The sequence below is a fragment of the Pseudomonas sp. PME37.24/025 genome, assembly GCF_055556615.1.
In genome coordinates this window covers 94,372-108,604 of the sequence record NZ_JBVHNK010000006.1, presented here as the reverse complement: position 1 = coordinate 108,604, position 14,233 = coordinate 94,372, and the positions used below count along the sequence as shown (strand labels likewise).

The following is a 14,233-nucleotide window of genomic DNA, read 5'->3' as shown; positions in this document are numbered from 1 at the left end:
AGCAAACAAAGACAATAATTACGGATATCAATTATATGGACACGCTACATCTATGCAGAGGCCTTGCTCCTGTCGACGAGGAAATAGCTTTTAAATATGCGACACAAGAAGATTTCGCCAACAGCCAAAACAACGGAGATGGCAGCCTTCAAACGCGTAGCATTGGTACTCATAGTAAATTCTGGGCTCAACACAGAACGTTGAAGATTGGCTTTTTTTTCAAAGAAAAAGATTTTATAAAACTCATTAAATCAGCCATCCAGCTCTGGACCCCCCATATCAATCTTAATATAGAGTTTGTTGAAACCGTGGAAGAAGCAGATATACGCATTTCCAATAACAAAAACATCGACGGACACTGGTCAAGGCTTGGAACTGATGCCTTGGCCGTACCTGCCACCCGAGCAACGATGCACTTTGACACGACTAACAATATTTATACCGACAGGGAATGGACATCAATAATACTGCATGAATTCGGTCACGCAATTGGTTTGAGTCATGAACATCAACACCCAGATGCCAACATCGACTGGAACACTCCCGCTGTTTATCGGGAATGCGAAAAAAATGAAGGCTGGTCGCAAAAAATCACTTATCACAATATTTTCAGACGACTCGAGCATAGTAAAACAACCTCAACCCCGTATGACCCGAAATCGATCATGCACTACGGTTTTGGTGCGTCTTTTATCTGGAACAAAATAGCGATACCAACCAACTTCACACTCTCAGAAAAAGATATCAGCCTTGTAAAATCAATCTACCCTCCGAAAGCCTAGCCTTGGCATTCGATCAGACCTCCCCAGAATTTTCCTCATTTCAAACCCAGCCCCCGTTACCTCACAAAACACGTCATCACCCATCGGGGTGATGACGATGGAGTTTGTATAAAAGCGCGGTTTCCGGGCAATCGACAGCATCGAAGCCGCTTAGACTGCTGGCCGATCTGCGTCGCAGTGAATCACTGATGACCAAGAGAAACAGACAAACCCGACCACAGCCGACGCGAAACCGTCCGGTCATGGCATAATCCGTCACCTTTTATTTTCAGCACCTGCAAAGGGGGCAATTCCTTGACCGTTTCAAGCAAAACGTTGCACCTTTTCGGCATCAAAGCCTGCGACACCATGAAAAAGGCGCGCACCTGGCTCGATGAACACGCTGTCAGCTATGACTTCCATGATTACAAAACGGTCGGCATCGACCGTGAACACCTGAGCCAATGGTGCGACGAGCACGGCTGGCAAGTGGTGTTGAACCGTGCAGGCACGACCTTTCGCAAGCTCGACGACGAACGCAAAGCCGATCTCGACCAGCCGAAAGCCATCGAACTGATGCTCGCGCAACCTTCGATGATCAAGCGCCCGGTGCTCGATCTCGGTGACCGAACCCTGATTGGCTTCAAGCCAGATATCTACGCGGCCGCACTCAAGTAAGGCAGCCCGTTCCATTTTGTTAGAGGTATCAACATGTCCACTACCCTGTTCAGCCTGGCCTTTGGTGTCGGCACTCAAAACCGTCAAGGCGCATGGCTGGAAGTGTTTTACGCGCAGCCACTGCTTAACCCGTCGGCCGACCTGGTCGCTGCCATTGCGCCGGTTCTGGGTTACACCGACGGCAATCAGGCCATCGCCTTCAGCACTGCTCAAGCTTCGCAATTGGCCGAAGCGCTGAAAAGCGTCGACGCTGCCCAGGCTGCATTGCTGACCCGTCTGGCCGAGAGCCACAAGCCGCTGGTCGCGACAATTTTGGCCGAAGACGCTCAGCTGACTTCCACGCCTGAGGCTTACCTCAAGCTGCATTTGCTGTCTCATCGCCTGGTCAAGCCGCATGGCCTGAACCTGGCCGGCGTGTTCCCGCTGCTGCCAAACGTGGCCTGGACCAGCCAGGGCGCGATCGACCTGGCCGAACTGGCCGAGCATCAACTGGAAGCCCGCCTGCGCGGCGAGTTGCTGGAAGTGTTCTCGGTGGACAAGTTCCCGAAAATGACCGACTACGTGGTACCGGCCGGCGTGCGTATCGCTGACGCGGCGCGTATTCGTCTGGGCGCTTACGTCGGCGAAGGCACCACCGTGATGCACGAAGGTTTCGTCAACTTCAACGCCGGCACCGAAGGCCCGGGCATGATCGAAGGCCGCGTTTCCGCTGGCGTGTTCGTCGGCAAGGGTTCGGACCTGGGCGGCGGTTGCTCGACCATGGGCACCCTGTCGGGTGGCGGCAACATCGTGATCAAGGTCGGCGAAGGCTGCCTGATCGGTGCCAATGCCGGTATCGGTATCCCGTTGGGCGACCGCAACACCGTTGAGTCGGGCCTGTACGTGACCGCCGGCACCAAGGTTGCGCTGCTGGACGAGCACAACAAACTGGTCAAAGTCGTTAAAGCCCGTGAACTGGCCGGTCAACCTGACCTGCTGTTCCGCCGCAATTCGGAGACTGGTGCCGTGGAGTGCAAAACCCACAAATCGGCCATCGAACTGAACGAAGCGCTGCACGCTCACAACTAAGTGCCGCAGGCACCTGTGGGAGCGAGCTTGCTCGCGATGCTTTTTGGCGCTCTAACGGACGCCATCGCGAGCAAGCTCGCTCCCACAAGGTCCGGTGTACACCCGCCCAAGTTCACAGGGCTCAACACATGATGATTGCCTCTCCCTGGCGCGCCGATTTTCCGGCCATCGCCGCATTGCAACGGCAAGACCAGACTTATCTGGACAACGCCGCCACCACGCAAAAACCTCAAGCCCTGCTGGATGCCCTGGCGCATTACTACGCCAACGGCGCGGCCAACGTGCATCGGGCGCAACACTTGCCCGGCGCCCATGCCACCCAGGCATTCGAGGACAGCCGCAGCAAAGTTGCGCAATGGCTTAATACCGGCGATTGCGGGCAAATCATCTTTACCCACGGTGCGACGTCCGCGCTGAACCTCCTGGCCTATGGCCTGGAACACGTATTCAATCCGGGCGATGAAATTGTCATCAGCGCTCTGGAGCATCACGCCAACCTGTTGCCGTGGCAGCAACTGGCCCACCGTCGCGATTTGAAACTGGTGATCCTGCCGCTGGATGCCGACGGTTTGATTGACCTTGAAGCCGCTGCTCGCCTGATCGGCCCGCGTATCCGCCTGCTGGCGGTCAGTCAGCTGTCCAACGTGCTCGGCGCCTGGCAACCGTTGCCCGCGCTACTGGCGATGGCCAAAGCGCACAATGCGCTGACCGTGGTCGACGGCGCTCAAGGCGTGGTTCATGGCCGGCATGACGTGCAGGCGCTGGGTTGCGACTTCTATGTGTTTTCCAGCCACAAGCTCTACGGCCCGGATGGTTTGGGTGTGCTGTTCGGTCGTCATGAAGCGCTTGAGCAACTGCGTCCGTGGCAGTTCGGCGGCGAAATGGTGCTGGATGCCAACTACCACGACGCACGCTTTCGTCCTGCGCCACTGGGGTTCGAGGCGGGTACGCCACCGATTTCCAGCGTGATTGGCCTGGGGGCGACCCTGGATTATCTGGCCGGACTCGATCAGGACGCCGTGTCCGCCCACGAAGCCGCGCTGCATGACTATTTGCTCAAAGGCCTTGAAGCGCGCAACGGCATTCGTCTGCTGGGCAAGCCGCAACTGGCGCTGGCCAGTTTTGTCGTCGAGGGTGTGCATAACTCTGATCTGGCGCATTTGCTGACCGAACAGGGAATCGCCGTTCGCGCCGGTCATCATTGCGCCATGCCATTGCTCAAAAGCTTTGAACTGGCCGGGGCAATTCGGGTGTCATTGGCGTTGTACAACGACTCCGAGGATCTTGAGCGCTTTTTTGAAGCGCTGGATCAGGCACTGGAGTTGTTGCGATGACCTTGCCCGCCGATGCCGTCATGGCGCTAGATACTTTTCAGAAGACTGCGAGCTGGGAACAGCGGGCGCGGTTGCTGATGCAATGGGGCGACCGCCTGCCTGCGTTGAGCGATGTGCATAAAGTCGAGGCCAACCGCGTGCATGGCTGTGAAAGCCAGGTCTGGCTGGTCGGTACGCTGCAGGATGGCCATTGGCAGTTCAGCGCCAGCAGCGATGCCCGCTTGATTCGCGGGTTGGTGGCGTTGCTGCTGGCGCGGGTCAATGGGTTGTCCGCTGCCGAGCTGCAACAGGTGGATTTGCCGGATTGGTTTAATCAGTTGGGCCTGTCGCGGCAGTTGTCGTCATCGCGCAGCAATGGCCTCAACGCCGTGCTACAGCGGATGAATGAGTTGGCTCAGTAAAAGGGCTGCTTCGCAGCCCATCGCGGGCAAGCCCGCTCCCACAGGGATTTGCGGTGAACTCAAATCTTGCATCCAACCCGGACTCCTGTGGGAGCGGGCTTGCCCGCGATGAGGCCATCAGCCACAACCCATCAAGCCTCAGGTTTAACCCGATCCGCGGGGCGCCGTACCCCGGCCACAATCTTATCCACAGCCTTGGTCGCCGCGACCATGCCGAATGTCGCCGTCACCATCATCACCGCGCCAAAGCCCCCGGCGCAGTCGAGCTTCACGCCATCCCCGACAAAACTCTTCTGCAAGCAAATGCTGCCATCCGGTTTCGGGTAGCGCAGTTGCTCGGTGGAAAACACGCAGGGCACGCTGTAGTGGCGAGTCACGGTGCGGGAAAAACCGTAGTCGCGGCGCAACGTGGAGCGCACTTTCGACGCCAGCGGATCGTTGAACGTGCGGTTCAGGTCGCAGACCTGAATCAGTGTCGGGTCGATCTGCCCGCCCGCGCCACCGGTGGTGATGATCTGGATTTTGCGTCGTTTGCACCAGGCGATCAGCGCCGCTTTGGCGTTGACGCTGTCGATGCAGTCGATCACGCAGTCGATGTTCGGCGTGATGTACTCGGCCATGGTTTCGCGGGTAACGAAGTCCGCCACTGCATGCACCGTGCAATCCGGGTTGATCCCGCGCAGGCGCTCGGCCATCACCTCGACCTTGGGCTTGCCAACGGTGCTGTCCAGTGCGTGCAGCTGACGGTTGACGTTGCTGACACAGACGTCATCCAGGTCGAACAGCGAAATCTCGCCCACGCCACACCGGGCAACAGCTTCCGCCGCCCAGGAACCGACGCCACCGACGCCGACGATCGCCACATGGGCCGCGCGCAAGCGCTCAAGGCCTTCGATGCCATACAAGCGGGCGATGCCAGCAAACCGCGGATCTTCTGTACTCATGACCATTACCCCAAAAACCGGCGCGCATTATAGGGCCGTCGGCGGTCAAGAGCACCTTTGGGCTATGGACGGCAGTCTGGACGGCTTCAATTGACTACAAATTTATTGGAATTGGGTTATACCGCACCGGTCAAAGAACTTAAGTCGACCTGGATTGCCCAATGTCGGGCGTTTCCCTGTTCGCTGTACGGTCAGAGAACCTCCAGTGTAGGATGCGCGCCCCTGCCACCTGGCAGCCGGCCGCCAACCGTTCCTTCGTTCCACAGCCTTTGGAACCCGAAAAAGCTATGTCATCGCGTAAATTTGGACTCAACCTGGTCGTGGTGCTCGCCATCGCAGCCTTGTTTACCGGCTTCTGGGCGCTGGTCAATCGCCCGGTCACCGCCCCCAACTGGCCTGAACAGATCTCCGGCTTTTCGTACTCGCCGTTTCAACAAGGCCAGTACCCGCAAAAAGCTCAGTACCCGACCGACGATGAAATGCGTCGCGATCTGGAGATCATGAGCAAGCTGACGGACAACATCCGGACCTACTCGGTCGACGGCACCCTGGAGAACATTCCCAAACTGGCGGAAGAGTTCGGCCTGCGGGTGACCCTGGGGATCTGGATCAGCCCGGACGAAGAGCGCAACGAGCGCGAGATCACCCGCGCCATCGAAATCGCCAATTCCTCGCGTAGCGTGGTTCGCGTGATTGTCGGTAACGAGGCGATCTTCCGTAAGGAAATCACCGCTGCAGAGCTGAGCCTGATCCTGGATCGCGTCCGCGCGGCCGTAAAGGTTCCGGTCACCACCTCCGAACAGTGGCACGTCTGGGAAGAAAACCCGAGCCTGGCCAAGCACGTTGACCTGATCGCGGCTCACGTTCTGCCCTACTGGGAGTTCATTCCGGTGGACAAGGCCGGTCAGTTCGTTCTCGACCGCGCCCGTGACCTGAAAAAAATGTTCCCGAAAAAACCGCTGCTGCTCTCCGAGGTCGGCTGGCCGAGCAACGGCCGCATGCGCGGTGGCGCCGATGCGTCGCCGGCGGACCAGGCGATTTACCTGCGCACGTTGGTCAACAAGCTCAACCGCCAGGGCTTCAACTACTTCGTGATCGAAGCGTTTGACCAGCCGTGGAAGGCCACTGACGAAGGTTCGGTGGGCGCGTATTGGGGCGTGTTCAACGCCGCGCGCCAACAGAAATTCAATTTCGAAGGCCCGGTGGTCGCGATCCCGCAATGGCGTGTGCTGGCGATCGGCTCGGCCGTGTTGGCTCTGCTGTCGCTGACCCTGCTGATGATCGACGGCTCGGCTCTGCGTCAACGTGGCCGCACCTTCCTGACCTTTATCGCGTTCCTGTGCGGTTCGGTGCTGGTATGGATCGGTTATGACTACAGCCAGCAATACAGCACCTGGTTCAGCCTGACGGTGGGTTTCTTGCTCGCCCTCGGTGCACTCGGGGTGTTTATCGTTCTGCTGACCGAGGCCCATGAACTGGCCGAAGCGGTCTGGACCCACAAGCGCCGGCGTGAATTCCTGCCGGTGGTGGGCGAATCGGACTACCGACCGAAGGTGTCGATTCACGTCCCTTGCTACAACGAGCCGCCGGAGATGGTCAAACAGACCCTCAACGCCCTGGCCAACCTCGACTATCCGGACTTCGAAGTCCTGATCATCGACAACAACACCAAAGACCCGGCGGTCTGGGAACCGGTTCGCGATTATTGCGAAACCCTCGGCCCGCGCTTCAAGTTTTTCCACGTCGCACCGCTGGCCGGTTTCAAGGGCGGCGCGTTGAATTACCTGATTCCGCACACCGCCAAGGATGCCGAGGTGATTGCGGTGATCGACTCGGACTACTGTGTCGACCCGAACTGGCTCAAGCACATGGTGCCGCACTTCGCCGATCCGAAAATCGCCGTGGTGCAGTCGCCACAGGATTACCGCGACCAGAACGAAAGCACCTTCAAGAAGCTCTGCTACGCGGAATACAAAGGCTTCTTCCACATCGGCATGGTCACCCGCAACGACCGTGACGCGATCATCCAGCACGGCACCATGACCATGACCCGGCGCTCGGTGCTCGAGGAACTGGGCTGGGCCGACTGGTGCATCTGTGAAGACGCCGAGTTGGGTCTGCGCGTGTTCGAAAAAGGTCTGTCGGCGGCGTATTACCACGACAGTTACGGCAAAGGCCTGATGCCCGATACCTTTATCGACTTCAAGAAACAGCGTTTCCGCTGGGCCTACGGGGCGATTCAGATCATCAAGCGTCACACCGCCAGCCTGCTGCGCGGCAAGGACACCGAACTGACCCGTGGCCAGCGTTACCACTTCCTCGCGGGCTGGTTGCCGTGGGTGGCGGATGGCATGAATATCTTCTTCACCGTCGGCGCACTGTTGTGGTCGGCAGCAATGATCATCGTGCCGCAACGGGTCGATCCACCGCTGCTGATTTTCGCGATCCCGCCGTTGGCGCTGTTCGTGTTCAAGGTCGGCAAGATCATCTTCCTCTACCGTCGTGCGGTCGGGGTCAACCTCAAGGATGCGTTCTGCGCGGCATTGGCAGGGCTGGCGTTGTCGCACACCATCGCCAAAGCGGTGCTGTACGGCTTCTTCACCAGCAGCATTCCGTTCTTCCGTACCCCGAAAAACGCCGATAACCACGGCTTCTGGGTAGCCATTTCGGAAGCACGCGAAGAGGTGTTCATCATGCTGCTGTTGTGGGGTGCGGCGCTGGGGATCTTCCTGGTGCAAGGCCTGCCGAGCAACGACATGCGCTTCTGGGTGACCATGCTGCTGGTGCAGTCGCTGCCGTACCTGGCGGCGCTGATCATGGCGTTCCTGTCGTCGCTGCCCAAACCGGTAGCCGAAGCCGCAACCGCACCGGCTGTCTAAATCAGTACAGATGCACTAAACGGCGGCCAATGGCCGCCGTTTTGCTTTAAGATAACCGCCATTTTGCAGGGCTTGGCGGAATACGGTTTGCCGATCAAACCTAATCCCTGTGGGAGCGAGCTTGCTCGCGATGGCGGTGTCACAATCAACGTCTATGTTGACTGACACACCGCCATCGCGAGCAAGCTCGCTCCCACATAGTCCGCGCCCATATTCAAGTCTTCCGGAGTCTTACATGACGGCCCACGCCGACCTTTCGCCGACCCTTCAACTCGCCATCGACCTGATCCGCCGTCCGTCCGTGACGCCGGTCGACGCCGATTGCCAGAAGCAGATGATGCAGCGCCTGGGCGATGCCGGTTTCAAACTGGAACCGATGCGCATCGAAGATGTGGATAACTTCTGGGCGACTCACGGTAAACACGAAGGCCCGGTGCTGTGTTTCGCCGGCCACACCGACGTGGTCCCGACCGGTCCGGTAACCGCCTGGCAGATCGATCCGTTCAACGCGGTGATCGATGAGCACGGCATGCTCTGCGGCCGTGGCGCGGCGGACATGAAAGGCAGCCTCGCCTCCATGACAGTGGCAGCCGAGCGCTTCGTCGCCGACTACCCGGACCACAAGGGCAAGGTTGCGTTCCTGATCACCAGCGACGAAGAAGGCCCGGCCCATCACGGCACCAAGGCTGTAATCGAACGCCTCGCCGCCCGTAAAGAACGTCTGGACTGGTGCATCGTCGGCGAACCGTCGAGCACTACCCTGGTGGGTGACGTGGTCAAGAATGGCCGTCGCGGCTCCCTCGGCGCCAAGCTGACCGTGCACGGTGTGCAGGGTCACGTGGCTTACCCGCATCTGGCGAAGAACCCGATCCACCTCGCAGCCCCGGCGCTGGCCGAGCTCGCCGCCGAGCACTGGGACCACGGTAACGATTTCTTCCCGCCGACCAGTTTCCAGATTTCCAACGTCAATTCCGGCACCGGCGCGACCAACGTGATCCCGGGTGATCTGGTGGCGGTATTCAACTTCCGCTTCTCCACCGAATCCACTGTCGAAGGCCTGCAAAAGCGCGTCGCCGACATTCTCGACAAGCATGGTCTGGACTGGCACATCGACTGGGCGCTGTCCGGCCTGCCGTTCCTCACCGAACCGGGCGCCCTGCTCGACGCGGTATCGGCAAGCATCAAGGACATTACCGGTCGCGAAACCACAGCCTCCACCAGCGGCGGTACATCCGACGGGCGCTTCATCGCGACCATGGGTACTCAGGTTGTCGAACTGGGCCCGGTCAACGCGACGATCCACCAGGTCAACGAACGCGTGCTGGCGGCCGATCTCGATGTGCTGACCGAGATCTACTACCAGACCCTGATCAAGTTGCTCGCCTGATGCTTGCGTGTCCGATCTGCAGCGAACCGCTGAACGCGGTGGACAACGGCGTGGCCTGCCCCGCCGGGCATCGTTTCGACCGTGCGCGGCAGGGTTACCTGAACCTGTTGCCCGTGCAGCACAAGAACAGCCGCGACCCTGGGGATAACTTGGCGATGGTCGAAGCCCGTCGCGATTTTTTGAACGCCGGCCATTACGCGCCGGTGGCCAAGCGTCTGGCGGAACTGGCGGCGCAATTCGCGCCCCAGCGCTGGCTGGACATCGGTTGTGGCGAAGGTTACTACACCGCGCAAATCGCCGAAGCGTTGCCCAACGCCGATGGCTACGCCCTGGACATTTCCCGGGAAGCGGTCAAACGCGCCTGCAAACGCAACCCTGCGCTGACCTGGTTGATCGCCAGCATGGCCCGGGTGCCATTGGCCTCAGGCAGCTGCCAGTTTCTCGCCAGCGTTTTCAGCCCGCTGGACTGGGAAGAAGCCAAACGCCTGCTCAGCCCCGGCGGCGGCTTGATGAAAGTCGGGCCGACCAGCGGCCATCTGATGGAATTGCGCGAGCGGCTGTACGACGAAGTGCGCGAGTACACCGACGACAAGCATTTGGCGTTGGTGCCAGAAGGCATGGCGCTGCAGCACAGCGAAACCCTGGAGTTCAAACTGACGCTGGTTAACGGTCAGGATCGCGCGAACCTGTTGGCCATGACACCCCACGGCTGGCGCGCGAGTGCCGAACGCCGGGCGGCAGTCATCGAACAGGCCGAGCCGTTCGAGGTCACTGTTTCGATGCGCTACGATTACTTCGTACTTCAATAACTTCTTAATTTTTGGTCTTGAGCAACGGCTTGAGGCCGGCTAAATCCGCGAATGGATTTTTCAGACCCGCAGTGAGGACATCCATGCGCCAACCCGATATCGAGATTTACCTGAAAGACGCCGACGTCGACTACAAGGCCATCGCAGCCTGGCTCGGCGCGGCTTTAGGCCCGTGCACCGATTGGGTTCAGAAAGGCCAGACCTACAAGTGCAAGGCCGGCAATGTGCCGGTTACCTGGCTACCGAAAGCTGTCGGCAAATGGAACAGCCTGTACCTGGAAAGCGACCAGACCCCATGGGAAGACGACATCGCCTGCGCCCGCGCAGCCTTTGCCGCGCTGAACGTCGAAGTGCGTTGTGCGCCAGGCAGTTGGGTCGAGGAAGAAGGTGAAGAGACGGCGGATCGCTGGATGCGGATCAGCGCCGATGGTGAAGAAGAAATCACCTGGAAAACCGCGTAAAACCAGTACAGAAACCTGTGGGAGCGGGCTTGCCCGCGATTGCGGTTTGTCAGTCACATCATTGTTGGATGTGCCGCCGTCTTCGCGGGCAAGCCACGCTCCCACAGGGTGTTATGTGATCTGCAGGATACGGTTTACAGACCTACAACATCCTCAGCCTGCAAACCCTTCTCGCCGGTCACCACGGCGTATTCAACCTGCTGACCTTCAGTCAGCGAGCGATGCCCTTCGCCGCGGATCGCGCGGTAGTGCACGAACACGTCCACCCCGTCCTCGCGCTGAATGAAGCCATAGCCCTTGGCGTCGTTGAACCACTTCACATTGCCGGTTTCGCGCGTAGCCATATCGAGTTACCCCCTTGTTTTTATTTTGAACGGCCGAGTATATGACAGCCATCAAAACTCTCAACTCAAGTTTACTTAGGCGCTTTTTTGCCGATTTTCGACGAATACGGCACACTATCGGCCGCCCGAGCATTTGCTTGGTTTTATCCACTCACGCAGAAGCCGTATGACCCGCTCCCCGTTCCGCCGTCTTGTGTTTGGCACCCTGCGCCGACTGCTGTACCTCTGGGTTCGCTCGGAGACGATCAACCAGTCGTCGTTCACCCTCAACCTCGACCGCAGCCGGCCGGTGTTCTACGTCCTGCAAAATCCTTCACTGACCGACCTCGCCGTGGTCGATACCGAATGCAGCAAGGCCGGCCTGCCCCGCCCGGTGTTGCCGGTATCGGTGGGTGCGCTGGTAGAACCCGCCGCGTTCTTTTACCTGACGCCGGAGCCCGACTGGCTCGGCCGTCAGGACAAGCGCGGCGCGCCACCGACCCTGACCCGTCTGGTCAGCGCCCTGAGCCAGAACGCCGCCGAAGACGCGCAGATCATTCCGGTCAGCGTGTTCTGGGGCCAGTCGCCGGACAGCGAGTCGAGCCCGTGGAAACTGTTGTTCGCCGACAGTTGGGCGGTCACCGGGCGTTTGCGTCGGCTGCTGAGCATCATGATTCTGGGGCGCAAGACCCGGGTGCAGTTCTCGGCGCCGATTCATCTGCGTGAACTGATCGATCACAACAAAGGCCACGAGCGCACCGTGCGCATGGCCCAGCGGATTCTGCGGGTGCACTTCCGTAATCTGAAAGCCGCGGTGATCGGCCCGGACATTTCCCACCGTCGCAACCTGGTCAAAGGCCTGCTCAATCAGCCCTCGGTCAAACAGGCGATCCTCGACGAGGCTGAGCGCGAGAACATCTCGCCGGAAAAAGCCAAGGCCCAGGCCTTGCGCTACGGCAATGAGATCGCCTCGGACTACACCTACACCGCGATCCGCTTTCTGGAAGTGGTGCTGAGCTGGTTCTGGAACAAGATCTACGACGGGATCAAGGTCAACCACATCGAAGGTGTGCAGAAAGTCGCCCAGGGTCACGAAGTGATCTACGTGCCGTGCCACCGCAGCCATATCGACTACCTGCTGCTCTCGTATCTGCTGTTCCGCAACGGCCTGACCCCGCCGCACATCGCCGCCGGGATCAATCTCAACATGCCGGTGATCGGCAGCCTGCTGCGCCGTGGCGGCGCGTTCTTCATGCGCCGGACGTTCAAGGGCAATCCCCTCTACACCTCGGTGTTCAACGAATATCTGCATACCCTGTTCACCAAAGGCTTCCCGGTCGAGTACTTCGTCGAGGGCGGCCGTTCGCGCACCGGGCGCATGCTGCAACCGAAAACCGGGATGCTCGCGATCACGCTGCGCAGCTTCCTGCGTTCGTCGCGGATGCCGATCGTCTTCGTGCCGGTGTACATCGGCTATGAGCGCGTGCTGGAAGGACGCACCTACCTCGGCGAATTACGTGGCGCGAGCAAGAAGAAAGAATCGATCTTCGACATTTTCAAAGTCATCGGCGCGCTCAAACAGCGCTTCGGTCAGGTCGCGGTCAACTTTGGCGAGCCGATCAAACTGGCGGAGTTCCTCGACAGCGAACAACCAGACTGGCGCCAACAGGAGCTCGGTCCGCAGTTCAAACCGGCCTGGCTCAACGAAACCACCAACCGCCTCGGCGAGAAAGTCGCGCAGCATTTGAATGAAGCGGCGGCGATCAACCCGGTGAATCTGGTGGCCCTGGCGTTGCTGTCCACCAGCCGTCTGGCCCTGGACGATCGCGCCATGGCGCGGGTGCTCGATCTGTATCTGGCGCTGTTGCGCAAGGTTCCCTACTCCTCGCACACCACCCTGCCGGAGGGCGACGGTCGAGCGCTGATCGAACACGTGAAGGACATGGACCTGCTGTCCGAGCAAAGCGATGCGCTGGGCAAAATTCTGTACCTGGACGAACAAAACGCCGTCCTGATGACCTACTACCGCAACAACGTGCTGCACATCTTCGCGTTGCCGTCGTTGCTGGCGAGCTTCTTTCAGAGCACCTCGCGCATGAGTCGCGAGCAGATCCTGCGCTACACCCGTGCGCTGTACCCGTACTTGCAATCGGAGCTGTTCATTCGCTGGTCGCTGGATGAACTCGATGGCGTGGTCGATCAATGGCTCGAAGCCTTCGTCGAGCAAGGCCTGCTGCGTTTCGAGAAAGATGTGTACCTGCGTCCGGCACCGAGTTCGCGGCATTTCGTGCTGCTGACGCTGCTGTCGAAAAGCATCGCCCAGACCTTGCAGCGCTTCTACATGACCGTTTCCTTGCTGCTCAACAGCGGCCAGAACAGCATCAGCGCCGAAGAGCTCGAAGACCTCTGCACCGTCATGGCCCAGCGCCTGTCGATCCTCCACGGCCTGAACGCCCCGGAATTCTTCGACAAGAGCCTGTTCCGTCACTTCATCCAGACAATGCTGGACCTCGACGTGCTGCGCCGTGACGAAGCCGGCAAGTTGAGCTATCACAAACTACTCGGCGAACTGGCCGAAGGCGCCGCCAAACGTGTGTTGCCGGCTGAGATTCGCTTGTCGATCCGTCAGGTCGCGCTGCATCGCAGTGAAGATGCGGCGGACCAAGTCGCGGCTCCAGCGCAGACCGTCTAAATTCCTAAAGGCGCCAGGCTTCTTCTGGCGCCTTGATACGGAGATCTCGATGAAAAAACTCTCTCTCGTCCTGCTGACTGCCCTGCTCGGTGCCTGCCAGTCGACACCACCGACCGCCAACGCCAGCCTCGACGGCGAAGTGTTCTACCTGCAACGCATTGCTCTGCCACCGAACGCGATCTTGAGCGTCAGCTTGCAAGATGTGTCCCTGGCCGACGCTCCGGCGGTAGTGCTCGACGAGCAGAAGGGCCCGGTCAAAGGCCAAGTGCCGTTGCCATTCCATTTGAGCTACGATCCGGCTCAGGTCAAAGCCGGCCACCGCTACTCGGTCAGCGCCCGCATCGAAGTCAATGGCGAGCTGATGTTCATCACCACTGAAAACCACGCCGTGCAACTGGACGGCAAAGACCCGCAGCCACTGAAAATTCGCGTGGACGCCGCCCGCTAATTCTATTTTCTGAACCTTTTTTTTAGCCTTTTTTTCTGAATAAGGAAG

General features: G+C 59.3%; 13 protein-coding genes. 11 read left to right on the top strand and 2 right to left on the bottom strand.

Annotated elements, in window-relative coordinates; translation table 11 throughout:
* Positions 1–35: 35 nt before the first annotated feature.
* The 5 genes from ACZ3HH_RS12560 (at position 36) to ACZ3HH_RS12540 (ending at position 4,242) form a co-directional block, all read left to right on the top strand.
* A complete protein-coding gene (locus tag ACZ3HH_RS12560) occupies positions 36–782 on the top strand; it encodes a matrixin family metalloprotease (protein WP_465804984.1) in 747 nt (248 codons plus the stop codon).
* 294 nt (positions 783–1,076) lie between these two features.
* Positions 1,077–1,439, top strand: coding sequence for an ArsC family reductase (locus ACZ3HH_RS12555; protein WP_038979145.1), 363 nt, complete (start codon positions 1,077–1,079; stop codon positions 1,437–1,439).
* A gap of 33 nt (positions 1,440–1,472) precedes the next feature.
* Positions 1,473–2,507 (top strand): 2,3,4,5-tetrahydropyridine-2,6-dicarboxylate N-succinyltransferase, encoded by a 1,035-nt coding sequence (gene dapD / locus ACZ3HH_RS12550; protein ID WP_465804982.1) that lies wholly within the window; start codon positions 1,473–1,475, stop codon positions 2,505–2,507.
* A gap of 128 nt (positions 2,508–2,635) precedes the next feature.
* Positions 2,636–3,841, top strand: coding sequence for an aminotransferase class V-fold PLP-dependent enzyme (locus tag ACZ3HH_RS12545; protein WP_465804980.1), 1,206 nt, complete (start codon positions 2,636–2,638; stop codon positions 3,839–3,841).
* A complete protein-coding gene (locus ACZ3HH_RS12540) occupies positions 3,838–4,242 on the top strand; it encodes a SufE family protein (RefSeq protein WP_465804978.1) in 405 nt (134 codons plus the stop codon). Before ACZ3HH_RS12545 ends, ACZ3HH_RS12540 begins: the two co-directional genes overlap by 4 nt.
* 131 nt (positions 4,243–4,373) lie before the next feature.
* Here ACZ3HH_RS12540 and tcdA read toward each other — a convergent pair whose 3' ends face one another.
* Positions 4,374–5,192, bottom strand: a complete 819-nt coding sequence (gene tcdA / locus ACZ3HH_RS12535) for a tRNA cyclic N6-threonylcarbamoyladenosine(37) synthase TcdA (RefSeq protein WP_465804976.1) — start codon at positions 5,190–5,192, stop codon at positions 4,374–4,376.
* A 281-nt stretch (positions 5,193–5,473) separates the two neighbouring features.
* Here tcdA and ACZ3HH_RS12530 point away from each other — a divergent pair, with 281 nt between their 5' ends.
* The 4 genes from ACZ3HH_RS12530 (at position 5,474) to ACZ3HH_RS12515 (ending at position 10,722) form a co-directional block, all read left to right on the top strand.
* Positions 5,474–8,065, top strand: coding sequence for a glycosyltransferase (locus tag ACZ3HH_RS12530; protein WP_465804975.1), 2,592 nt, complete (start codon positions 5,474–5,476; stop codon positions 8,063–8,065).
* Between the two features lie 235 nt (positions 8,066–8,300).
* Positions 8,301–9,452, top strand: a complete 1,152-nt coding sequence (dapE, locus tag ACZ3HH_RS12525) for a succinyl-diaminopimelate desuccinylase (RefSeq protein WP_465804974.1) — start codon at positions 8,301–8,303, stop codon at positions 9,450–9,452.
* A complete protein-coding gene (locus ACZ3HH_RS12520; RefSeq protein WP_465804972.1) occupies positions 9,452–10,261 on the top strand; it encodes a putative RNA methyltransferase in 810 nt (269 codons plus the stop codon). The genes dapE and ACZ3HH_RS12520 overlap by 1 nt, the downstream gene beginning before the upstream one ends.
* Before the next feature lie 83 nt (positions 10,262–10,344).
* Complete coding sequence (locus ACZ3HH_RS12515; protein WP_007897129.1) at positions 10,345–10,722, top strand: hypothetical protein; 378 nt, start codon at positions 10,345–10,347, stop codon at positions 10,720–10,722.
* Between the two features lie 134 nt (positions 10,723–10,856).
* Here the strand turns inward: ACZ3HH_RS12515 and ACZ3HH_RS12510 are convergent, their stop codons facing one another.
* Positions 10,857–11,066: a cold-shock protein gene (locus tag ACZ3HH_RS12510; protein ID WP_007964248.1), complete on the bottom strand. Its 210-nt coding sequence runs from the start codon at positions 11,064–11,066 to the stop codon at positions 10,857–10,859.
* A gap of 166 nt (positions 11,067–11,232) precedes the next feature.
* On the opposite strand from ACZ3HH_RS12510, the gene plsB reads away from it, so the two are divergent.
* Positions 11,233–13,737 (top strand): glycerol-3-phosphate 1-O-acyltransferase PlsB, encoded by a 2,505-nt coding sequence (plsB, locus tag ACZ3HH_RS12505; protein ID WP_465804970.1) that lies wholly within the window; start codon positions 11,233–11,235, stop codon positions 13,735–13,737.
* A gap of 49 nt (positions 13,738–13,786) precedes the next feature.
* Complete coding sequence (locus ACZ3HH_RS12500; RefSeq protein ID WP_465804969.1) at positions 13,787–14,185, top strand: YbaY family lipoprotein; 399 nt, start codon at positions 13,787–13,789, stop codon at positions 14,183–14,185.
* Positions 14,186–14,233: the final 48 nt, after the last annotated feature.